Annotated in this window: 22 protein-coding genes; 9 read left to right on the top strand and 13 right to left on the bottom strand. The window is 66.6% G+C overall.

Annotation, left to right across the window (positions count from 1 at the left end; genetic code table 11):
• Positions 1-294: 294 nt before the first annotated feature.
• Positions 295-1,371, bottom strand: a complete 1,077-nt coding sequence (locus VUG52_RS10945) for an ABC transporter substrate-binding protein (protein WP_050706107.1) — start codon at positions 1,369-1,371, stop codon at positions 295-297.
• Positions 1,372-1,588: 217 nt separating this feature from the next.
• Between VUG52_RS10945 and VUG52_RS10940 the strand changes: the two genes are divergently transcribed.
• From VUG52_RS10940 to VUG52_RS10930, 3 genes are all read left to right on the top strand, one after another.
• A complete protein-coding gene (locus VUG52_RS10940; RefSeq protein WP_050706108.1) occupies positions 1,589-3,241 on the top strand; it encodes a nitrite/sulfite reductase in 1,653 nt (550 codons plus the stop codon).
• Entirely contained in the window at positions 3,225-3,719 is a 495-nt protein-coding gene (locus tag VUG52_RS10935) for a DUF934 domain-containing protein (RefSeq protein ID WP_028691443.1), read from the top strand. Before VUG52_RS10940 ends, VUG52_RS10935 begins: the two co-directional genes overlap by 17 nt.
• A gap of 169 nt (positions 3,720-3,888) precedes the next feature.
• A complete protein-coding gene (locus VUG52_RS10930; RefSeq protein WP_331832959.1) occupies positions 3,889-5,454 on the top strand; it encodes a hypothetical protein in 1,566 nt (521 codons plus the stop codon).
• A 77-nt stretch (positions 5,455-5,531) separates the two neighbouring features.
• Here the strand turns inward: VUG52_RS10930 and VUG52_RS10925 are convergent, their stop codons facing one another.
• Positions 5,532-6,392 (bottom strand): AraC family transcriptional regulator, encoded by an 861-nt coding sequence (locus tag VUG52_RS10925; protein ID WP_331832958.1) that lies wholly within the window; start codon positions 6,390-6,392, stop codon positions 5,532-5,534.
• Between the two features lie 131 nt (positions 6,393-6,523).
• On the bottom strand, positions 6,524-7,570 hold the full coding sequence (locus VUG52_RS10920) for a class I SAM-dependent methyltransferase (protein ID WP_050706111.1): 1,047 nt from the start codon (positions 7,568-7,570) through the stop codon (positions 6,524-6,526).
• Between the two features lie 195 nt (positions 7,571-7,765).
• On the opposite strand from VUG52_RS10920, the gene VUG52_RS10915 reads away from it, so the two are divergent.
• From VUG52_RS10915 to VUG52_RS10905, 3 genes are all read left to right on the top strand, one after another.
• Positions 7,766-8,254: a signal peptidase II gene (locus tag VUG52_RS10915; RefSeq protein WP_050706112.1), complete on the top strand. Its 489-nt coding sequence runs from the start codon at positions 7,766-7,768 to the stop codon at positions 8,252-8,254.
• 170 nt (positions 8,255-8,424) lie between these two features.
• Positions 8,425-8,985: a hypothetical protein gene (locus VUG52_RS10910; RefSeq protein ID WP_156329642.1), complete on the top strand. Its 561-nt coding sequence runs from the start codon at positions 8,425-8,427 to the stop codon at positions 8,983-8,985.
• Positions 8,975-9,172, top strand: coding sequence for a hypothetical protein (locus VUG52_RS10905; protein ID WP_050706115.1), 198 nt, complete (start codon positions 8,975-8,977; stop codon positions 9,170-9,172). The genes VUG52_RS10910 and VUG52_RS10905 overlap by 11 nt, the downstream gene beginning before the upstream one ends.
• 47 nt (positions 9,173-9,219) lie before the next feature.
• Here VUG52_RS10905 and VUG52_RS10900 read toward each other — a convergent pair whose 3' ends face one another.
• Positions 9,220-10,074: a type 1 glutamine amidotransferase domain-containing protein gene (locus tag VUG52_RS10900; protein WP_050706116.1), complete on the bottom strand. Its 855-nt coding sequence runs from the start codon at positions 10,072-10,074 to the stop codon at positions 9,220-9,222.
• 14 nt (positions 10,075-10,088) lie between these two features.
• On the bottom strand, positions 10,089-10,394 hold the full coding sequence (locus VUG52_RS10895; RefSeq protein WP_331832957.1) for a putative quinol monooxygenase: 306 nt from the start codon (positions 10,392-10,394) through the stop codon (positions 10,089-10,091).
• An 88-nt stretch (positions 10,395-10,482) separates the two neighbouring features.
• On the opposite strand from VUG52_RS10895, the gene VUG52_RS10890 reads away from it, so the two are divergent.
• A complete protein-coding gene (locus VUG52_RS10890) occupies positions 10,483-11,409 on the top strand; it encodes a LysR family transcriptional regulator (RefSeq protein ID WP_203652339.1) in 927 nt (308 codons plus the stop codon).
• Here the strand turns inward: VUG52_RS10890 and gspF are convergent.
• From gspF to gspG, 7 genes are read right to left on the bottom strand one after another with little or no spacing between them, the layout of a single operon-like run.
• Positions 11,390-12,595 (bottom strand): type II secretion system inner membrane protein GspF, encoded by a 1,206-nt coding sequence (gspF, locus tag VUG52_RS10885; RefSeq protein ID WP_331832956.1) that lies wholly within the window; start codon positions 12,593-12,595, stop codon positions 11,390-11,392. The genes VUG52_RS10890 and gspF overlap by 20 nt on opposite strands.
• Positions 12,595-14,016, bottom strand: a complete 1,422-nt coding sequence (gene gspE / locus VUG52_RS10880; RefSeq protein ID WP_331832955.1) for a type II secretion system ATPase GspE — start codon at positions 14,014-14,016, stop codon at positions 12,595-12,597. Before gspE ends, gspF begins: the two co-directional genes overlap by 1 nt.
• The gene (gspD, locus tag VUG52_RS10875) at positions 14,013-16,382 is read right to left on the bottom strand and encodes a type II secretion system secretin GspD (protein WP_331832954.1); all 2,370 of its coding nucleotides are present in this window, start codon (positions 16,380-16,382) and stop codon (positions 14,013-14,015) included. The genes gspE and gspD overlap by 4 nt, the downstream gene beginning before the upstream one ends.
• Positions 16,379-16,900: a type II secretion system protein GspM gene (gene gspM, locus VUG52_RS10870; RefSeq protein ID WP_331832953.1), complete on the bottom strand. Its 522-nt coding sequence runs from the start codon at positions 16,898-16,900 to the stop codon at positions 16,379-16,381. Before gspM ends, gspD begins: the two co-directional genes overlap by 4 nt.
• On the bottom strand, positions 16,890-17,810 hold the full coding sequence (gene gspL, locus VUG52_RS10865; protein WP_331832951.1) for a type II secretion system protein GspL: 921 nt from the start codon (positions 17,808-17,810) through the stop codon (positions 16,890-16,892). Before gspL ends, gspM begins: the two co-directional genes overlap by 11 nt.
• On the bottom strand, positions 17,807-18,739 hold the full coding sequence (gene gspK / locus VUG52_RS10860; protein ID WP_331832949.1) for a type II secretion system minor pseudopilin GspK: 933 nt from the start codon (positions 18,737-18,739) through the stop codon (positions 17,807-17,809). Before gspK ends, gspL begins: the two co-directional genes overlap by 4 nt.
• A 24-nt stretch (positions 18,740-18,763) precedes the next feature.
• Positions 18,764-19,210, bottom strand: a complete 447-nt coding sequence (gspG, locus tag VUG52_RS10855) for a type II secretion system major pseudopilin GspG (RefSeq protein ID WP_050706125.1) — start codon at positions 19,208-19,210, stop codon at positions 18,764-18,766.
• A 148-nt stretch (positions 19,211-19,358) separates the two neighbouring features.
• On the opposite strand from gspG, the gene gspI reads away from it, so the two are divergent.
• Positions 19,359-19,718: a type II secretion system minor pseudopilin GspI gene (gene gspI / locus VUG52_RS10850; protein ID WP_050706126.1), complete on the top strand. Its 360-nt coding sequence runs from the start codon at positions 19,359-19,361 to the stop codon at positions 19,716-19,718.
• 137 nt (positions 19,719-19,855) lie between these two features.
• Here gspI and VUG52_RS10845 read toward each other — a convergent pair whose 3' ends face one another.
• On the bottom strand, positions 19,856-20,851 hold the full coding sequence (locus VUG52_RS10845; protein WP_331832948.1) for a bile acid:sodium symporter family protein: 996 nt from the start codon (positions 20,849-20,851) through the stop codon (positions 19,856-19,858).
• 142 nt (positions 20,852-20,993) lie between these two features.
• Here VUG52_RS10845 and ampC point away from each other — a divergent pair, with 142 nt between their 5' ends.
• Positions 20,994-22,133 carry a class C beta-lactamase gene (gene ampC, locus VUG52_RS10840; protein WP_331832946.1) on the top strand — a complete coding sequence of 380 codons (1,140 nt, stop codon included), beginning with the start codon at positions 20,994-20,996 and terminating at the stop codon, positions 22,131-22,133.

The following is a 22,133-nucleotide window of genomic DNA, read 5'->3' as shown; positions in this document are numbered from 1 at the left end:
GTGACTTGCAATCCTGTTTCCAAAACGCAATCCGCCCGCGGATATCCCTTCCGCGGGCGGTTCAGGTGTGACTCACGGTCTCGAGCAGTTTTCCGCTACTGATGGCTGACCCAGTACACCGCAGTGACCACCACCAGCACGATCAGACACAGGATCGCCCAGGCATCGACACTGCTGTCAGCTTTGCGGACCTTGGTAGAGTTTCCCATTGCATTGCCTCTTGTAGTGGTTATGGGAATGCACTTCACAAGCAGCAGTTAAGTCCAGCAATGCCCTTCCCTCAAGCAGGGGCTTTCAGTAGTCGACGGGTGACGTGAGAAAGGGGTAACGAAAGTCCGTCGGCCTGCCCTCGGCACTGAAACGGTGGAAGTCGATGCCGTGGTTGTCCTGTTCCAGCAGCTTGAGCCAGCGTCGGGCCTTGTCCGCGTCGATCAGCTGCAAGGCCGGCACGCTATGTTCACGCTGGCCGTCGCGCCCCACCGCCAGCCCCTGGGCGTCATCGTGCAACATGACCATGGCCCAGCCGCCCAGGGTGAAATGCCCGCCCATCAGCACGCTCAAGCGTCCGTCGATCCGCGCCCGCAGGGCCTCGGGCGAGCTGTTGACCGCACTGAACAGGACATCGCGCCCCGGCACCTTGCCCTGGGCCTCGAACGCCTGCATGGCGCCAAACGCCATCTGGTCGTTGGCCGACCACACCAGGCGGGTGTCGGGGTAGCGCTCCAGCAGCATCTGCGCCTGCTCGAAGGCGCGCTGGCGACTCCAACCGCCGTACACCACCTGGCGCAGGCGCACCTGGGGAAACTCCGCCAGCGCCCGACGCATGCCCTGCACGCGCAAGTGCGAGGCCGGCGTGGTCTTGACCCCGGCGAAGGCCAGCAAATCAACCTGCCCCGCGTCAGCCGGCAGCTGCGCCGCCATCGCCTTGAGCATCTGGTAGCCGGCCTCCTCGTCGTTGCTGACCAGGGTACCGAGCACTTCGGGGTACTTGTCCGGCTGCGCCTGGATGCTGTGCGCCTGGCTGTCGGTGAGGCCGTTGTTGACCAGGAACAGCTTGACCCCGGTGCCCCGCGACAGGCGGATGATCTCCGGCGCGACATACTGCTCGTTGACCAGCACCAGGTAGTCCGGGCGCTGTGGTCCTTGCAGCACCTCACGGGCCTGGGTCAGCGCGAGGTCGGCGCGGCGCTCGCTGTACTGCACGCGCAAGGCCATGCCCAGGTCGTTGGCGGCGGCCTGCATGAAGCGCGAGTAATCGACCCAGAACGTCTCGTTGGAATAGCCCGGGTTGAGGAACACCACGGACGCGGCCTGTGCGCTCGCTGCCAGTGGCAGGCTCAGGCACAGGCTCTGGCACAAGGCCTTGAGCATGCTGTTACTTCCCTGCGGAGCAAACCCCGGATTATAGCGCCGCGATGTACCGGCGCGGACAAATGCCAGTCAGTCTCACTTAGTCCAAATGGTTCTTTTCATATGCAAAAACATCACTTTAGCGCATAAACCCACTCTGCTATCGTGCCTCGGCTCCGACCCGGAGTGCGCGGCCGTGCGCGCGATTAGCTGCATGCTAGCCTGAGACAGGACTTATATGTACGTATACGACGAGTACGATCAGCGGATCATCGAGGACCGCGTCAAGCAGTTCCGTGATCAGACCCGCCGCTACCTGGCCGGTGAGCTGAGCGAAGAAGAATTCCGCCCTCTGCGCCTGCAGAACGGCCTGTATATCCAACGTTTCGCGCCGATGCTGCGTGTCGCCGTGCCCTATGGCCAGCTGAACGCCCGCCAGGCCCGCATGCTGGCGAAGATCGCCCGCGACTACGACAAGGGCTACGCGCATATCAGCACCCGCCAGAACGTGCAGTACAACTGGCCGGCACTGGAAGACATCCCGGAGATCCTCGCCGAGCTGGCCACCGTGCAGATGCACGCGATCCAGACCAGCGGCAACTGCCTGCGCAACGTCACCACCGACCAGTTCGCCGGTGTCGCCGCCGACGAGCTGGTGGATCCGCGCCCGTGGTGCGAGATCGTCCGCCAGTGGACCACCTTCCACCCGGAATTCGCCTACCTGCCGCGCAAGTTCAAGATTGCCGTCAACGGTTCCAGCGACGACCGCGCCGCCATCGAAGTGCACGACATCGGCCTGGAGCCGGTGCGCAACGCCGCCGGTGAGCTGGGCTTCCGCGTGCTGGTCGGCGGCGGCCTGGGCCGCACCCCGGTAATCGGCTCGTTCATCAACGAGTTCCTGCCCTGGCAGGACCTGCTCAGCTACCTGGACGCCATCCTGCGCGTGTACAACCGTTACGGCCGCCGTGACAACAAGTACAAGGCGCGGATCAAGATCCTGGTCAAGGCCCTCACCCCGGAAGTGTTCGCCGAGAAGGTCGAGGCCGAGATGGCCCACCTGCGCGGCGGCAGCACCACCCTGACCGAGGACGAAGTGCAGCGCGTTGCCCGTCACTTCGTCGACCCCGAGTACCTGGCCCTCGACAATGTCGACTACAGCGCCCTGGACGCCGAGCACCCGGGCTTCGCCCGCTGGCGCTCGCGCAACACCCGTGCGCACAAGAAGCCGGGCTATGTTGCCGTGACCCTGTCGCTCAAGCCCACCGGCGTCGCCCCGGGCGACCTGACCGACAAGCAGCTCGACGCCGTCGCGGACTTCGCCGAGCGCTACAGCTTCGGTTACCTGCGCACCTCCCACGAGCAGAACATCATCCTCGCCGACGTCGAGCAGCGCCAGTTGCACGCGCTGTGGCTGGAACTGCGCGAGCAGGGCTTCGCCACCCCGAACATCGGCCTGCTGACCGACATCATCTGCTGCCCGGGCGGTGATTTCTGCTCGCTGGCCAACGCCAAGTCGATCCCGATCGCCGAATCCATCCAGCGCCGCTTCGACGACCTGGACTACCTGTTCGACATCGGCGAGCTCGACCTGAACATCTCCGGCTGCATGAACGCCTGCGGCCACCACCACGTCGGCCACATCGGCATCCTTGGCGTGGACAAGAAGGGCGAGGAGTTCTACCAGGTCTCGCTAGGCGGCAATGCCGCCCGCGACGCGAGCCTGGGCAAGATCCTCGGCCCTTCCTTCGCCCAGGACGACATGGCTGACGTGATCGAGAAGCTGATCAATGTGTACGTCGAGCAGCGCACCGAAGACGAGCGCTTCATCGACACCTACCAGCGGATCGGCATCGACCCCTTCAAGGAACGCGTCTATGCAGCGAATCATTAAGAACAACCAGATCGTCGACGAAACCTGGCACCTGCTGCCCAAGGACGTCTCGATCGACGAGCTGACCAACTGCGACGACTACATCGTGCCGCTGCAGCTGTGGCGTGATCATCCGAGCCTGCTCAAGGCTCGCGATGGCGGCCTGGGCATCTGGCTGGACAGCGACGAGGAAGCCGAGGAAATCGGCGAAGACGTCGAGCACTTCCAGGTCATCGCCCTGAACTTCCCGGCCTTCACCGACGGGCGCAACTACTCCAACGCGCGCCTGCTGCGTGACCGCTACAAGTTCAAGGGCGAGCTGCGCGCCATCGGCGACGTGCTGCGCGACCAGCTGTTCTACATGGCCCGCTGCGGCTTCGACGCGTTCGCCATCCGTGCCGACAAGGACCCGGAAGACGCGCTGCAGAGCCTGAAGGACTTCTCGGTGACCTACCAGGGCGCCACCGACGAACCGCTGCCGCTGTTCCGCCGCCGCTGATCGTCGCTTGCCGTACGCTCGGCCCGCCTTCTGGCGGGCCGATTCGTTTCTGCGCCTGCAAGACGACTGGTCCGGACATGGCCGAGGAAAAACCCGAACGCTCGCTCAGGTTTTCTGATGGCATGCCGATATCAGGGCATATCCTTTTCACTCCGCAAGGAAAGCGACGATGAGCCCGATCACTTCGGCACTGCGACTGACGCCGATCCAAACGCCACCTGCTCCCGCGCAGAACCTGATCGTTCGCCAACCCGCGAGTGTCGCCAGCGCCCCTGGCACCCAGGTCAGCCTGGGTCAGGACACCCGCATTCCCGACAGCGAGACCTACACCTCGCGAGGCACCCTGGACAGCGCGCAGCCCAGCTACACCTGGGAACAGGACGGGCTGGACAAGCTGAGCATGTACATGTTCAGCGCGGTCAAGTCGTCCACCACCGCCGGCCGCTTCCAGGGCCTGGGCAGCGCCCTGGTGGAACAACTGGCGGCCAATGGCGGCCAGCGCGTCTCCCAATCAGCCTTGCAGCTCAACGAGACCGACACTACCCCGCTGAGCCTGCAGCAGGCACGCCTGCGCGAGTTCGCCAGCAATACCGTCACCCTCAGCCTCACCACCGCCTCCGGCGCCACGGTGAAACTGGGCTTGTACAACGGTGAACGGGGCCTGGCGGTCGACGCCGAAGTCCAGGGCGGCGAGCTGAACGCCAACGAGCTCAAGGGCCTGGCCGCCCTGGCCGACGGTTTCCAGTCGGCAGTCAATGGCCTGACCCGGCAACCGCCGAGCCTGCAGCTCGGCGCGCTGGTCAAGCTCGACCCGAGCCTGTTCAGCGGCCTGCAGCTGAACGCCAAGCTGGATTTGCCCAGCGGTGGGCAACAGACCTTCGACCTGCGTCTGGACGGCTCCACCCGCAGCCTGAAACTCGATGGCCCGAGCGGTCAGGTGCAGCTGGACCTCGATAGCCAGGGTGGCGCGCTGCTGGGCGGCAAGGCCCAGCGCCAGGCCGCCCTGGACAACTACCTGACCCAGTTCGACGATGCGCAGAAACGCGGCAAGGGCGATGCGCAACTGACCTCGCTGCTCAAGGATGCCTTCAGCCAACTGAACAGCATCGACGACGACAGCCCACGCCCGGCGGGCCACAACGACGCGGTGAACACCTACAGCCGTGCGTTGCTCAGCGGCCTGGCCGACTTCAAGGCCTCGATCGTGCAACCGTCCAGCCGCCCGAATGCGCGACGCCTGGACGAGGAGGACCGCTTCGCCTACCAGGTGTCGCAATCGACCTCGACCAGTGGCCAGGGCACCACCATCGCCCGTCAGCAACGCCAGGAGGCCAAGTTGGACGCCGCCTGGCATTCGAGCCTGTCGTCCGCCGCCAAGCTCACCGAGGCGGATCCGTTCGATGAGAAGAACTACCGCTACCACACGCTCAGCGAAACGGCGAGCAGCACCACCGAACTGGCATTCGTCGACAACGTGCTCAAGGAAGCCAAGGCCACCCAGGAGGCCACCAGCAACAAGCGCGTATTCACCTACGAGGGTGGCAAGCTCGAGTCGGATGTCAGCACGCCCGAGTCGGTGAGCCGCTCGCGCAACCTGCTGAATCTGCTCGACGATCTGTTCAAGACCGATGAGAAGGCCCGGCGCAACGGCAGCCCGTACGACCTCGACGCGCAACTGGCGGCCCATGCCGGGCTGTGGCAGTTGCAAACCGACCCGGCGAAGATCCGCGACTGACCAAGGCGCCGCCGCGCAGACAAGCCCGCCCCTGCAGTCCTTGCGGGGGCGGGCTTGTCTGCGTTCGGCCCTGGCGCTCAGCGCAACGGCACGTAGATGTCCGTCTGCCACTGCTCCAGCGGCGTCTGCGGGTAGATGCTCAGGTAATGGAAGAACAGCGGATGATCACGCAGCTCTTCGCCACTGGCCGGTAGCCAATCGCGGTAGATCGGGTAGATCGTCTCGCCGATATGATCCGGTGAGCCGACATGCCGCACCACGGCGCAACGCCCGCCGGGCAGGCCCGACTCCAGCACGCCCTGGGCGTTGGACGCCACCGCCTCGTGGATTTCCCCACAGATGGCGAAGCGGAAGTCTTCCGGCGCGGTGGTATCCGGGTTGTTGAAGGGGATGCCGAAACTGCGGCTGCTGGCCACGGGCGATTGCCCGCTGCTCATGCGCCAGTCGATGAAGCGACGCACGGTCTCGCTGACCTGGCTGGCCGGCCCGCGATGCTCCAGCGCCGCAAGGCGCACAGCGGCGAAATCGACGATTCGTACCTGCATGGTGATGCTCCTGGAAAAATGAGGGATGGCAAACACCGTGTTCCATACCTGCCAGTCGGGCCGGCGGCGGAACGCGCTGGGCGCATGCCCGAATGCCCGCCGGAACGCCCGGCTGAACGCTTCCGGGCTTTCAAAGCCCGCCTCCAGCGCTGCCTCCAGCACCGAGTGCCCGGGCTGGCCGACCAACCGATGCGCCGCACGACGCAAACGCATCAGTTGCACATAGCGGGCCACCGGCACGCCCACGTAGGCGCTGAACTGGCGATGGAAGTGGAACACCGAAAAGTGCGCCACCACACTCAGGGCCTCCACCGACAGATCGCCTTCCAGGTTGTCCTGGATGTAAGCGAGCACGGTATCGAAGCGGGTCTTGTAATGGGCATTGACGGACAAGCTCGGTTGCTCCTGGAATCACGGCAGGCCACAGGTTCGCCGATCCGCCCCTGGGCCCGCCTAGCCGTATTTGCTCAAACATCCTTTGGTAGTCGGGCTTGCCCCGCATCGAGAACAGTACCGACGAATCTCTACTTCCTGGCCTCCAGAATCAAGTTGAACGGCGTCTGCGTCGCCCTGCGGAACTGGCGGAACCCGGCCTCTTCGAACACAGCCCGCAGGCGCGCCTCGCCCGCCTGGGCCCCCAGTCCCAGTCCCACTTCCTGGGACAGCGAGTTGGGCGTGCAGATGAAGGTGGACGCCGCATAGAACAGCCTGCCGACCGGATTGATGTTGGCATCCAGCGTATCCTCTGCGAACGGCTCGACCAGCATCACCGTGCCGTCGTCCTTGAGCGCCCGGTAGGCATGCCGCGCCGCCCCCACCGGATCGCCCATGTCATGCAGGCAATCGAAGAAGCACACCAGGTCAAGGTCGCGGCCGGGGTAGTCCTTGGCCGAGGCCTGCTGGAAGCTGACCCGCTCGGCCACGCCCGCGTCGCGGGCCCGTTCGCTGGCAGTTTGCACCGACGGTGCATGGTAGTCGTAGCCGGTAAAACGCGAGGCCGGAAATGCCTCGGCCATGACGATGGTCGAGGCGCCGTGGCCACAGCCGACATCGGCCACCTGGGCGCCAGCCTGCAGCTTGGCCACTACACCTTCCAGTGCCGGTAGCCAATCGGCCACCAGGAAGGTCCGATAGCCCGGCCTGAAGAAGCGTTCGGTACCGCTGAACATGCACGGATGATGATCGCCCCAGGCAAGCGCGCCGTCGCCACGCATGGCCGCGACCAGCTTGTCCTTGTCATGGAACAGCGCCGCCAGCACCGAGGCGCCGCCGGCCATGTAGACCGGGGAATCCTCCAGGGCCAGTGTCATGGCCTGCTCCGGCTGCAGGGTGAACTGCCCGTCGTGGTGCACCAGGTAACCCGCCGCGGCCTGGCCATTGAGCCACTCGCGCACCAGCCTTGGCTGGCAACCGGTGCGTTCGGCCAGCACCTCGGGGGTGACCGGCTGGCTGTCGGCCATGGCCCGGTACAGCCCGAGTTCATCCCCTAGAATGACATTGGCCAGCGTCGCCGCCGCGCCCATGTCGCCCACCAGCTTGCCCATGAATGCCTGAAGCCGTGCCTCGTCCATGACCTGCCCTCCTCTTGCCAGAAGGCCACCGTCGGCGACGTCCGGTCCGGGAGGCGGTGGTCGGATGGATGATCGGGCCGCGTCTGCAAGCGACCCGGACTTTAAGTCTAGACCCGCCTGCGCTATCTTCGCCGCGCTGCCGGCAGCCCCGCCAATACCGGACGGCCGCGCCCGCGCAGCGAAGGAATTGCCTGCATGCTCTCCAGCCGTACCCTCGTCCTGATCCTCGGCGTCGCCTTCATCATGCTCGACCAGTGGGTGAAACTGATCGCCCTGGTCGCCCTGAACAACCACAGCTATGTGGTCGGCAACCAGTTCGTCTGGCTCGACCTGGTCCTGAGCCTGAACCCGGGCGCGTTCCTCAGCCTCGGCGCCAGTCTGTCGCAGGGCCTCAAGCAACTGATCTTCGTCGCCGCGGTAGGCGTGGCCTGCTGCTGGGCCGTGACCTGGGCGCTCAGGCACTGGCAGGCGACCCCGGTGAAGGCCGGTGCGGCCTACTTCATCGCCATGGGCGGACTGGCCAACCTGATCGACCGGGTGCTGCGCGACGGGCATGTAGTCGACTACCTCGTGCTCAACCTTGGGCCGCTGCATACCGGCGTGTTCAACCTTGCCGACATCGCCATCATGGCGGGTGCGCTGGTGCTGGCGTTGGGTGCCTGGAAGAAACCGGCCAGGGTCTGATCCCTCTTGCCAGGAGGTCGCGCACCCAGGAGCGTCCGACCTCCAAAATCGCTTGGTCAGATACTGGCCACACAAGCCAAGGAAACCTCCTTCAACTCTTAAGGCCCAGTCCGAGAGAAACTCGAGTTAACTTCACGCTACCTCAGTTTTCCTGCATTCGAGGGCAGCGCATGGACGAATGGCAACTGGCCGAGCTCGCCGGGCTCAAACAGTCCGCACGCGGGCAGGTCACCCAGGACGCCAGTCAGAAGTATGGCACGCAGGCCATTCGGCTGACGGTCGGCGAAATCGATGAGCGCGCTATCCTGGCACATGAAGCCTGGCACCCGGATCACTACGATTTCGGCTGGGACCGTGTGCTGAAATGGAAAACCCGCCCCGCCCATGCCCGTGCACTCGATATCGCACTCTGGCATGACGATCACCTGGCAGGAATGTGCTGGGCATCACCCCAGGCTAGCAAAGAAAAGATCATGGTCCTCTATCTGCAGCGCAACCCCGACAGCACCCTGCCGACCAGAAGCTATGTCGCACCTCTCTGTCTGAGCGGCGTACGCTACTACGCACTGATGCTGGGCTTGCAATGGGTTGTCATCCGCGACCCTCTCCCGCAGGCGCGGGCCGCCTACGAACGGGATGGTTTCCGCCAGATAAAGGGCATCGGCCTTGCCTACAAGTTGGCCCATGGCTATGCTTCTCCCACCTTGGAGGGCTTTCCCAATGGTGAATGATCCCGGCGATTTCAACGCCAACGTGGCCCGTTTCAAGGCCATTGCCGACAAGCAGATGGCTCGCTTTCGAGCATCGGCGCAATACGATGATTTTCTGTCGGATGATGCCATCGACGCTTTTGCCAAGGTCGAAAGCTCTGCTTATGCAGGCCGACCGCACAAGCCACGCAAGCCATCTGCCGCCTGAACGAAGACAGCCCGCGTCAAACGCTGCGGGCCTCTTCGCTTCACTGTTCAACCATCCTTCTTCGGACTTGCCTCCAACCGCTCCAGCAGCGCATTGGCCAACGCCTTGTCGGAGAACGGGTTCTGCCCGGTGATCAACTCACGATCAACCACCACATGGGGCTGCCAGGCCTCGGCATAACTCATGTCACCTCCCGCGCCGGCCATGGCCTTGGCCGGATAGAACTGCAGGCGCTGGTCCTTGAGCGAACCTTCGAACACCTGCTCCTCCGGGTCGGAAAAGATGGTCATTCGATAACCCTGGTAGCTCCAATCTCCGGCTGCCGGGGTTTCGCCACGGGCCAATGCGGCGCGATAGGCGACCGGATCCTGCTGCGCCGACAGCAGCGTGATCGGGCCGTGGCAGATGGCGGCCGTGGGCTTGCCGGCCTGGTGGAAATGACGCAGCACGGTGCCGACGTCCGGGTTGTTGGCCAGGTCGATCAGCGGCGCATGGCCACCTGGGATGAAGATCCCGGCGTAACGATCCAGATCGCCCGCCAGCACCTCCTTCAACGACAGCGTGTCGCGAATGTCCGGCAGGCTTTCGACCACCTGGCGGATTCGCTGCATCTCGCCGGCATCGCCGCCGAAGTACATCGGGTCGATCGAGCGTTCGTCGACACTCGGCGCATTGCCCCTGGGCGTCACCAGCACCAGCTTGTAGCCGGCCTTGAGCAAGCGGTCGGCGGGCACGCCGAACTCGTTGAGATAATAACCGGTGGGATACTGTTTGCCGTCCTTGAGCGGCAACTGGTTCTCGCTGGACAGCAGCACCAGCACTTCGCCCTTCGCGGCAGCGGCGGCGTGGCCACCCAGCAAGGCGCCGGCCAGCGCCAGCGCAACGGGAGCAATCTTGTTCATGGTCGATTCCTGATTCAGTTGAATGGCGCGATGTCCAACGGACGGGCAAGCTGCACCTGGGTCGGTGCGGCCAGCCAATCGGCGGTGGCGGCGCGGTAGGCCTGGTAATGGGTGCTTTGGCGATGGGCCTCGACGGCGGCCTCGTCGACGTACAGCTCGAACAGATCGAACGCCAGCGTCCCGCCCTCGCGCACGAACAAGTCGTAGCGCAGGTTGCCTGGCTCGGCACGGGAATGCTCGACCATCCGGCGCAGGGCCTGCTCGGTAGCGTCACGGTACTCGGGAAGGGGCTTGATGATGGCGAAAATGGCGATGGTCATGGGCGACTCCCTCAACAGGTTGAGGCCCATCCTAACCATCGCGCTATGATTCGATAATTCGAAAGAACTTATTTCTGCGATCCAATATATGAATATCGGTAACAAGGATCTCAACCTGCTGCACCTGTTCCAGGTGCTCTACGAAGAGCGCAGCGCCTCCCGTGCCGCGCAACGCCTGGCGCTCAGCCAGCCGGCCCTGAGCCACAAGCTCAACAAGCTGCGCCACCAGTTTGGCGACCCGCTGTTCGTGCGCGCGCCACGCGGCCTCACGCCCACCCCCAGGGCCCACGAACTGGCACCCGAGGTGCAACAGTTGATCGGGCACCTGCAGGACTTCTTCAGCCGCTGCGACGGCGAGCACTTCCTCGAACGCCCGGTCCAGTTGCACCTGTACAGCACCGACTACCTGGAGCAGACCTTGCTGCCCGGGCTGCTGCCGATTCTTCGTGACCAAGCGCCCAACCTGACCCTGATCACCCACAACACCCGGGGCGACCTGCCCCGCGAGGCATTGGAGAAAGGCACCTGCGACCTGGCCATCGCCGGCTTCTACAGCGACCTGCCGGACACCTTCCACCAGCAGCGGCTGCTCAGCGAGGACTTCGTGGTGCTGGCCGCCGCCGACAACCCGAGGTTGGTCGACGGCCTGACCCTGGAGGCATTCGTGGCCTGCGACCACCTGTTGACGACCTTGACCGGCGATCTCGACGGCCGGGTCGACCAGGCCCTGCGGGCCCTCGGCCAGCAACGTCGGGTGGTAGCCGGGCTGTCCAGCTTCATCGCCCCCACACGCCTGGTGCGTGGCACCGACCTGCTGCTGACCTGCCTGCGCTCGCTGGCCATGGAGGCAGTCGAGCGCGACCCCGGCCTGCGCCTGCATGCCCTGCCCCTGGTGCTGCCGCACGTCGAGGTGATGCAGATCTGGCACGCGCGCACCCACGCCGATCCCTTGCGTGGCTGGTTCCGCCAGCAGGTGTGGGAGGTGGCGCAACAGGTCATTGCACCAGCTGGTTGATCTCGATGATCGGCATCAGCACGGCCATGACGATCAGCAGCACCACCGCGCCCATGACCACGATCATCAACGGCTCCAACAGCGCGGTCATGCCCATGGCGCGGCGTTCGATATCCTTGGCCAGGCTGTCGGCGGCGCGGTCGAGCATCGGCGGCAGGTTGCCGGTCTTCTCGCCGCTGGCGATCAGGTGGATGAGCAGCGGCGGAAAGACCCTCTCCACCGCCAGCGCCGAGGCCAGCCCGGCGCCCTCGCGCACCCGCGCCGTGGCCTCGTTGACGCACTGGTCGAGGCGGTCGTTGCCCAGGGTCTGGCGCGCCGCCTCCAGTGCCCGCAGCAACGGCACCCCGGCACTGCCGAGGATCGCCAGGGTGGAGGCGAAACGCGCCGTGTTCAGGCCCAGCACGAAGCGCCCGAACAACGGCAGCCGCAGGATCCGTCCATGCCAGGCCAGGCGCGCCGCCGGAGCGCGCAGGTAGACCCGCCAGCCCCAGAACACCCCAGCCATCAGGGCAAAGCACAGCACACCCCATTCGCGCACGAAGTCACTGGCCGCCAGCATGGCCAGGGTCAGCCCGGGCAGGTCCTGGCGCGCCTGGGTGAAGGCGCTGACCACCTGCGGCACCACGTAGCAGAGCAGAAAGATGACGATACCCACCGACACCAGCCCCACCACCCCGGGGTAGATGAACGCCGTAAGGATCTTGCCGCGCAGGGTGTTGCGCTCCTCGATGTAGTCGGCCAGGCGCTCCATCACCTGGGCCAGGTCGCCGGATTCCTCGCCCGCCGCCACCAGCGCCCGGTAGATCTCGGGGAAATCCCGCGGCCGCTCGGCCAGGGCGTCGGCCAGGCGCATGCCGCTGCGCACATCGCCGCGCACCGCGCCCAGCAACTGCGCCACATGCTTGCGCTCGGCCTGCTCCAGGGTCGCCCCCAGCGCCGCCTCCAGCGGCAGGCCGGCGGCCAGCAGGCTGGCCAGCTGACGCGTGGCCCAGGCCAGGTCGCCGTCGGACAGTTTCGCGCCGAACAGGCCACTGCCCTGCCCGGCCACGGCCTGGACTTCGACCTCCAGGGTTGTCAGGCCCAGGGCGCGCAACTGGGCCATCGCCGCCCCCGGACTGTCGGCTTCGAGCAGGCCCTTGACCACGCGTCCCTGGGCATCGGCGGCTTCATAGCGATAGCGGTTCATCAGGCGTCCCGTGTCACGCGCAGGATCTCTTCCAGGCAGGTGCTGCCACTGTCGACCCAGCGTTGGCCATCCTCGCGCATGCTGCGCATGCCGTTGCGCCGGGCAGCGGCGCGCAGGGCCTGTTCGCCCGCGCCCTGGTGCACCAGGCTGCGGACCTCGTCGTCCACGCAGAACAACTCATGGATGCCGGTACGGCCGCTGTAACCGCAATGGTTGCAGTGCGCGCAACCCACCGCGCGGTACTGCCCGGGCGTTGTCGGATCGGGCTCGCGACAGTGCGGGCACAATCGGCGCACCAGGCGCTGGGCCAATACCCCGAGCAGCGCCGAGGCCAGCAGGAACGGTTCGACGCCCATGTCGACCAGGCGGTTGACCGCCGACACCGCATCGTTGGTGTGCAGGGTGGCCAGCACCAGGTGCCCGGTCAGCGAGGCCTGTACGGCGATCTGCGCGGTCTCCAGGTCGCGGATTTCGCCGATCATGATCACGTCCGGGTCCTGGCGCAGGATGGCGCGCAGGGCCACGGCGAAGCTCATGTCGATGCGCGCGTTGACCTGGATCTGACTGATACCCGGCAGGTCATATTCCACTGGGTCCTCGACGGTGAGGATGTTGCTGACACTGGCATCCAACCGCGTCAGGGCGGCGTACAGGCTGGTGGTCTTGCCTGAGCCGGTGGGGCCGGTGACCAGCACGATGCCATGGGGCTGGCGGATCAACTGGTCGAGCCGCGCCAGGATGCCAGCGTCCATGCCCAGCGCCTCCAGGCGCAGGCGCCCGGCCTGCTTGTCGAGCAGGCGCATCACCACCCGCTCGCCATGACCGGTGGGCACGGTGGAGACACGGATATCGATGGGTCGCCCGGCCACGCGCAGGGCGATACGGCCGTCCTGGGGCAGGCGCTTCTCGGCGATGTCCAGCTGCGCCATGATCTTGATCCGCGACACCAGCGCGCCGTGCAGCGCCTTGCGCGGCGAGACCACGTCGCGCAGGGTGCCGTCGACCCGGTAGCGCACCAGGCAGTGGCTCTCGAACGGCTCGATATGGATATCGCTGGCCTGGTCGCGCGCGGCCTGGGTGAGCAAGGCGTTGATCATGCGGATCACCGGCGCGTCGTCCTGGGCCTCGAGCAGGTCGGTGACTTCCGGGATGTCCTGCAGCAGGCGATCCAGGTCCACCTCGTTCTCCGCCGCGCCCACGACCGCGGCCGCGCTGCCGGTGTCGGCGTAGGCGCTGACCAGCAGCGCATCCATCTGCGCATCGTCGAGCGCCTCGACCAGCACCTGGCCGTGGCGTCTGCGCACCTCGGCCACTGCCCAGGCCGGGCTCGACGGGCAGCGCGACAGCACCGCCCCGTCCTCACCGTCCACCCGCAGCACCAGGCGCTGGGCCTTGGCCCAGGCGTATGGCAGCCGACTCAACGCGCCACCTCGTCCACCGGCACCGCGCGGATCGCGGCCCGTGGTGCGCGCAGCGCCGCCGGCTGGGCGCGGCCCTGGTCGGGCACGCCCTGCTCCACCGGCGGCAGCAGCGGCATGTCCATGTCTGGCAAGGCCCAGGAGTGCTCGGGCTTGAGACTGCCCTGGGCGCGGCGGATGAAATCGTAGCGGTTCAGGGTGATGCTGCGCCCGACCGCGGCATCACGCACGATGTACGGACGCAGGAACACCATCAGGTTGGTCTTGTTGCTGGCGCGGCGCTCGCTGCGAAACAACGCACCGACCCCCGGCAGCCCGGACAGCCACGGAATGCCCTCGTTGGTCTGGGTGTAGCCGTCCTGCAGCAGGCCGCCCAGGACCATGATCTGGCCATCGTCGAGCAGGATGCTGGTGTCGATGGCGCGCTTGTTGGTCACCGTGCCGGCCGCGCTTGAGGCACGCTGGTCGACGCTGCTGACCTCCTGGTAGACGTCCAGCTTGACCGTGCCGCCCTCGGAGATCTGCGGACGCACGTTCAGTCGCAGCCCCACCTCTTCGCGCTGGATGGTCTGGAACGGGTTGTTGCTGTTGCCGCCGCCGTCGGTGACGTACTGACCACTGACGAAGGGGATGGTCTGGCCGACGAAGATGCTCGCCGCCTCGTTGTCCAGGGTCAGCAGGTTGGGTGTCGACAGCACGTTGCTGCCACCCTTGCTCGTCAGCGCCCGGGCCAGCACCTTGAGGTCGAGCACCTCGCCAATGCCCGGGATCTTCACCGTGCCGTCGACCACTCCCACCGACAGCCCCTTGGGCAGCACGTCGATACTGCTGGGTCCCTTGACCAGTCCGCTGCCGCCGAGGTTGGCACCGCCAAACACGCCATTCTTGCCAAGGTTGCCGGCCTGCCACTGGATGCCGAACTCGTTGGCATCGTCCTCGCCGACCTCGACGATCAGGCTTTCCACCACTACCTGGGCGCGGCGCTGGTCGAGCTGGTCGATGACTTCGCGCAGGCTGCGGTACAGCGGCTCGGGCGCGGAGATCAGCAACGTGTTGGTGGTCTTGTCGGCCTGGATGGTCGCGCCACCGGCGGAGAACGCGGTGCCTTGGTCGTTCTGTTGGGTGCTGCTGCCATAACCATTCGGTGTAGTGCCGGCGCCCTGGTTGCTACTACGGCTGGCATTGGCGTTGTTGTTGGCACTGTTGCCCTGAGCGCTGCCGCCATTGCCGCTGGTGCCGTTGCCACTGCCGCCGCTGAGCATGCCGCCGCCGCTGAGCAGCGCGCGCGTGGCGTCGTTGCCGGTGCTGTCGCTCTCGCCGGTCAGCAGCCCGCGCAGGCTCTGCGCCAGCTTGTCGGCCTGGGCATTGCGCAGGTACACCACATGCAGGTTGCCGGCGCTGTTCTGGGCGTTGTCGAGCTTGTAGATCAGGTCACGTGCCAGCTGGGTGCGCTCGGGGCTGCCGGAGCGGATTACCACGCTGTTCGAGCGCGGGTCGCCCAGCACGCTGATCTTCTGGGTCGGGTCGCTGCCCTGGCTGTCGAGCAGTTCGTTGACCATGCCGGCGATGTCGCTGGCGATCCCGTTGTTGATCGCCACCACGTCGGTGTCGATGGCCGTGGGAATGTCGACCCGGTCGAGGATCTGCGCCACCCGTTCGAGGTTCTCGGCGTAGTCGGTGACGACCAGGGTGTTGTTGCCGGGGTAGGCGTTGATCGGGTTGTCGGGCGAGACGATCGGACGCAGCACCGGGATCAGGTTGACGGCGTTCTCGTACTGCAGGCGGAAAGTACGGGTGACCATGCCGTTGCCGGCGTCGCGGTCCCCGGTCACCAGCGCGCCGCCGAGCAGCTTGGCGTCGGCCTGGGGCACCACCTGGGCCACGCCGCCGACGTCGACCACGCTGAAACCCTGCATGCGCAGGGCTGACAACAGCATGCCATAGGCTTTGCTGGCGGGGACCTCGCCCTCGGAGACCAGGGTCAGCTGGCCCTTGACCCGCGGATCGACCAGGAACTGACGCCCCGTGGCACGGGACAGGCCGCGCACCACCGCCTGGATATCGGCGTCGACGAAATTCAGTTGTACAGGCTGCTCACCCAGCCGGTTGGCCGGGACCGGCGTTGCCACGGCGCGACTGTGGCGCTGGCCGACCCGAGGGGCAGGCTGGTGCGTTGCCGGGCGGGCCTGCGCCTCGGGCTGGGCACGATGATCCAGCACGCCCGTCGAGGTACTGGCCTCGGCCAACGGGCGACCCAGCTCGCTGCTGGCCAAGGGGCGTTGCACGCTCGGCGCGCTGGCGCAGGCGCTGAGCGCCAGGGCCAGGAGCAAGGGCGCGAACGGCAGTCGCGGTGAACGGAGGCACGTCATGAAGGGTCCTTAGCGCCATGCGCCTGATCCATGCGAAGGGTTCCGGAGAAGGTCACCGGGCTGCCCGGCTCGGTAGCCGGGTCGCGGCGCAGCGCCAGTTGGCCGATGCCAAGTCCAAGCCGCGGCGGTACGCCCTGTAGCCAGGCCATCGCCGCTTCGGCCGGGGCCCGCTGCCAGCTCAGGCGCCAGGCATCGCCGTCAGCGTCGAGCTGTGAGTGCGCCTGCAGGCCGGCCTGTTCCAGGCTCTGGCGCACTGCCTGGGCGATGTCTGCCGGGCGCTGCGCCAGACGCTCGCCAAGCAGAGCGTCGAGCGCCTGTGCCTGGCCGCGCAGTTTGGGTATTTCGGCCTGCCAGTGATCGATCCTGGCCAACGCCGGCTGGACCAACACCTGCCAGCACAACAGCACGCCGAGCAGACCTGCGCCCAGGGCGACGGCGCGACGTTCCCGCACCGCCAGGGCCTGCCAGCGTTGCCGCCCCTGCACACGCAGGGTAGCCAGGCGCGCCTTAATCGACATGGGCCAGTTCCCCACCAGACGGATTGGCCGCGCGCAGTGTCCAGCCCTGCCCGCTGGCCTGGCCGTCGATGCCACGGGCGGCAAGATCGGCCTGCCAGGCGCTGCCCGCCGGGGCCTTGCCGCCGTCGGGCAAGGCGGTAATACGCAACTGCCCATCCTGGTAATCCATGGCCTCGACATTACCGGCCAGGAACGGCATGACCTGCCCGGCACCCTCCAGCAATGCCGACAGCCCCGCCGCCGCGCTACCCTGCCCGCCCTGTAGTTGCTGGCGCGCCTGCTGCAACGGGTTGAGCACCACCGGCAACTGCGGGAAAGCCAGGCGCACCTGGGCGACCATGTGGCTACGCAACGCTTCACCTTCGCGAGCCAGGTGAGCCGCGTAAAGATTGAGGCCCAGGCACCAGACCAGCGTCGCCGCCGCCCAGATGCCCAGCGTGCGTCCCCAGCCCATCGGCTTCGCCGGCCCAACCAGGCCGCCGGACAGATCCGCCGACGACGGTGCATCGTCCTGACGGGCGTGCAACCCGGCCGGCTTGATCCCACCGATCTGCAGCCACGCTTGCAGCCGTGCCAATTCCGCCAAGCCGAGCCAGGCCACCGCGACCTGCCCATCGGCCCGACGCGGCCCATGCGCCACATGGACCTGCCCGGCATCCCCCAGCACCAGCCCCTGCACCGCGCAGCCCACTGCCGCCGACAGGCGCTTGCCGGTCAGGGGCGGCATGCCGATATCCAAGGCCAGGCTATCCTGCTCGTGCAGGTGCAGACGCCAGGGCGCGCCCTTGGCCTGCCGAAGCAGTTGCCCACGGTTCGCCTGCCCGTGCCGATCAGCCAGGCGATACTCCAGCACCGACGCCTCGTCCAGTTCGGCCAGCGGTGCCAACCAGACCTCCATGACCGTGCTCATGCGCCCACCCGCCGCCAGATGACATCCGGCAACCGCCCCTCGCGCTGGCGCAGCAGCGCCTGCAGGGCAAGCTCGCGATTGCCCTGGCGCGCCAGGCCATGCAGGCGGAACCAGTCGCTGTTGATCCCCACCCGCACATTGGCCATGGCCAGGGATGGCATGCGCAGGCGATTGACGAAATCGCCGCGATTGATGAACCAGCGTCCGCCGTCGCGCTCAGCTACCAATACCGCGGCCTGCTGCAACGACAGCCCCGGCACCTGGGCGGCCAGCACTTCGGCGCTAGCGGTGTTGCCGTTGATCCAGGTAAGTGCCGGCAGCACCGTGACGAAACGGCGCAGGCGCGCCAGGGCGTCGCCATCCATGCCCTTGAGCCCGGCCAGGGCCTCGACGCTGCGCAGCATCGGGCGCCTGGCCGGCAACACTTCGGCGGCGCTGGACGGTGAAGTCGCACGGCCGCTGTCCAGGCCCAGGCCGGGATTGGAGGGCGTTGCCAGCGGGCGCTGTGGGTAGCTGTCGATCACCTGCCCGGCAATGGCCGTGGCCAGTCGCTCATTGACCCCTATCAGCGCGCACAGACGCTGGAAGGTCGCCAACGCCTCGGCGTCCACCTGGCCATCGACCACCAGGTTGCGCAGATTGAACTTGCCCTGCTCGTCCTCCAACTGCCCATCGAAACGCACGCTGCCGGACGGCACGTCGCGCATCGGCCGGGACCAGGGCTGGCCACCGCGCACCAGCGGATCGCGCAGGCGCTGTTCGAACAGCACCTGGCGGCTAAGCTGCAAGCCGCCCTCCAGGGCCCACTGGCCCTGCAAAGCCAGCTGGCGATTCTCCACCTGACGGGTCAGCAAGCCCTGACGCTCGATCATGCCGGCGGCAATCACCGCCACCACTGCGGCGATCAGCAACGCACTGATCACGGCCATGCCCTCCTGGCGTGCCATGGCCGGTCACAACTGCCAGGAGCCGAGATCGGCATTCACCCCGTCGCCGCCGGCCTGGCCGTCGGCGCCCAGGGAGAACACATCGATCTCGCCGTTGGCGCCCGGGTTCAGGTACTGGTACGGGCGCCCCCATGGGTCGTTGGGCAGGCGGTCGAGGTAGGCGCGCCATTGGCCGTCCTTTGCCTGGGCCGGCTTTTCCACCAGCACCTTCAGGCCCTGGTTCTGGTTGGGATAGGCGCCGTTGTCCAGCCGGTACAGCTTGAGCGCCTGCATCAGCCCGCCGATGTCCTGGCGCGCCGCGGTGGCCCGGGCCTGGTCGGGGCGGTCGAGCACCTTGGGCACCACCATCGCCGCGAGAATCCCGAGGATCACCACCACCACCATGATCTCGATCAGGGTAAAACCCTGTTGGCGGATACGCTGGGCGGGCATGTTGCGGCGGGCGATCTGCATCTCGGCATTCCTTGCGTGAGTTCGAATCGGGGGCCGATTGTGGCAAGCCGGTATGTCACGGATATTGAAAAAGCTCGGGAGTCGGCGTCGTCAAACCGTCATCGCGCCGCTCTACAGTGCCGCTTTGCCCTGCGCGAATGGAGCTCCCGTGCGCACCACCGAGGACGGTTTCACCCTGATCGAAGTGTTGGTGGCGCTGACCATCGTCGCCGTGGCCATGGCCGCCGCCGTGCGCGCCACCGGTTTGATGACCCAGGGCAACGGGCTGTTGCGCGACAAGGGGCTGGCCCTGCTGGCGGCCCAGGGGCGCCTGGCCGAACTGCGCCTGGAGGGCGGCGCGAAGCCCGGCGTCAGGCAGTTCGAATGTGACCAGGGGCGCTTGCGCCTGCGCTGTGAACAACGCCTGTCGCGTGCGCCGGGCGGCATGTTGGAGGTGTCGCTGCAGGTGTTCGAACGCCAACGCGAAGGGCCGGCATTGGCGCGATTGCAAACGATGGTGGCTCAGTGAGTGTGCATCGGAGGCCTTCGCGAGAGCGAACTCGTGGGAGCGGGCTTGCCCCGCGATAGCGCTCGTCCAGGCAATCGCTATCGCGGGGCAAGCCCGCTCCCACCGCATCCTTACAGCCAGGCCCTCAGGGATGATCCTTACAGCGACGCGCTCGCCTCAGGATGCGCCGCCTCAACCCGCGCCGCATACCGCTGCGCCAGCACCGCGCAGACCATCAGCTGGATCTGATGAAACAGCATCAACGGCAGGATCATCGCCCCGATGCCGCCTCCCACGAACAGCACCTGCGCCATGGGCACGCCCGTCGCCAGGCTCTTCTTGGAGCCGGCGAACAGGATGGTGATGCGGTCCTCGACATTGAATCCCAGCAGCCGCCCGAGCAACCGCGTGCCCAGCAGTACCACCGCCAACAGGATCCCGCATACGGCGAACAGCCCAGCCAGGTGTTGCGGCGACACCGTGTGCCACAGGCCGGTGACCACCGCCTCGCTGAACGCGGTGTACACCACCAGCAGGATCGAGCCCTGGTCCACCACCTTCAGCCAGCGCGCATTGCGCTTGACCCAGACGCCGATCCAGCGACGGGCGACCTGCCCGGCGACGAAGGGCACCAGCAATTGCAGGGTGATTTTCAGCACCGCATCCAGCCCGGAACCGGTGTCGCCCGAGGCGCCCAGCAGCAGCATCACCAGCAGCGGCGTCAGGAAAATCCCCAGCAGGCTCGAGGCCGCCGCGCTGCAGATCGCCGCCGGCACGTTGCCCCGGGCCAGCGAGGTGAAGGCGATGGCCGACTGCACGGTGGCTGGCAAGGCGCACAGGTACAGCACGCCCAGGTACAGCTCATTGCCCACCAGCGGCACGAACAGCGGCTTGAACGCCAGCCCCAGCAACGGGAACAGCACGAAGGTACAGCTGAACACCAGCAGGTGCAGGCGCCAATGGCCGGCGCCGGCGATGATCGCCTCGCGCGACAGTTTGGCGCCGTGCAGGAAGAACAACAGGCCGATGGCCAGGTTGGTCAGCCAGCCGAACAGCACCGCGCCCTCGCCGGAGCACGGCAGCACGGTGGCGATGAACACCACCCCGAGCAGGGCCAGGGTGAAGTTGTCGAACAGCATCCGTAGATATCTCATCTCAGTTTCCGTCTTGTCTTTGTGCAAGCCTGGACGATAAGGTCTTGGCCTTTGTGCCGCTAACGCCGGAACCCCTGTCGGTGTCGCCCAACGGACACCTCGCTTTGCCACGCCCCTGATCCACGACAAGGAACGCCCCACCATGAAACGCCCCCCACACCTGCTGCTGGCCGCCACCCTGACGCTGGCCGCGCCGCCGCTGCTGGCCAACGACCTGCAAGCCACCGTCGATGGTGTCATCCCACAGCTCATGCGCGAGCAAGGCATCGCCGGCATGGCCGTGGCGGTGTATGCCAACGGCCAGTCGCATTACTTCAACTACGGTCTGGCCGACAAGGCCAGCCGCCAGGCAGTGAGCCGCGACACACTGTTCGAGGTCGGCTCGGTGAGCAAGACCTACACCGCGACCCTCGCCGCCCTGGCCAGCGCCGAAGGCAAGCTCGACCTGCAGGCGCCCGCCAACCGCTACCAGCCGGCCCTGGCCAAGGCCTCGATCGGCAAGGCCAGCGTGCTGGAACTGGGGGCCTACAGCGGCGACTGCCTGCCCTTGCAGTTCCCCGATGAGGTGCAGACCCCGGCACAGACGCTGGCCTGGTTTCAGCACTGGCAGCCCCGCTTCGCCCCCGGCACTCACCGCTGCTACTCGAACCCCAGCCTGGGCCTGTTCGGCGACCTGGCGGCCCGCGCCCAGCAACGGCCGTTCGCCGAACTGATGATCCAGCAGGTGCTGCCCCGCCTTGGGCTCAAGCACACCTACCTGGAAGTGCCGGCCAGTGCCCGCGGGCTCTACGCGCAAGGCTACGACGCCAACGACAAGCCGGTGCGGGTCAACCCGGGCCCCTACGCCGAGCAGGCCTACGGCATCAAGACCAGTGCCAGCGACCTGCTGCGCTATGTGCAATTGCAGCTGCAACCGGACACCCTCGACCCGGCCATGCGCAAGGCCATCGCCATCACCCAGTCCGGTTACTTCCAGGTCGGCGCGATGACCCAGGGCCTGGGCTGGGAGCGCTACCCCTACCCGGTCAGCCTCGACACCCTGTTGGAATACAACGGCGCCAAGATCATCCGCGGGGAAAATCCGATCCAGGCGCTGAACCCGGCGCTGCCCGCCGATCCTGCCGCCTGGTACAACAAGACCGGCGCCACCGGCGGCTTCGGTGCCTATGTGGCGTTCGTGCCGTCCAGGCAGATGGGCATCGTGCTGCTGGCCAACCGCAACTACCCCAACGAAGAACGCGTGCGCGCCGCGCAACGCATACTCTCCAGCCTGGAGCCGTGA

Source organism: Pseudomonas sp. LH21 (genome assembly GCF_036549575.1).
Classification (GTDB): domain Bacteria; phylum Pseudomonadota; class Gammaproteobacteria; order Pseudomonadales; family Pseudomonadaceae; genus Aquipseudomonas; species Aquipseudomonas peradeniyensis.
Note: the sequence above shows the minus strand (reverse complement) of the source record. Positions and strands in the feature narration are given on the sequence as shown.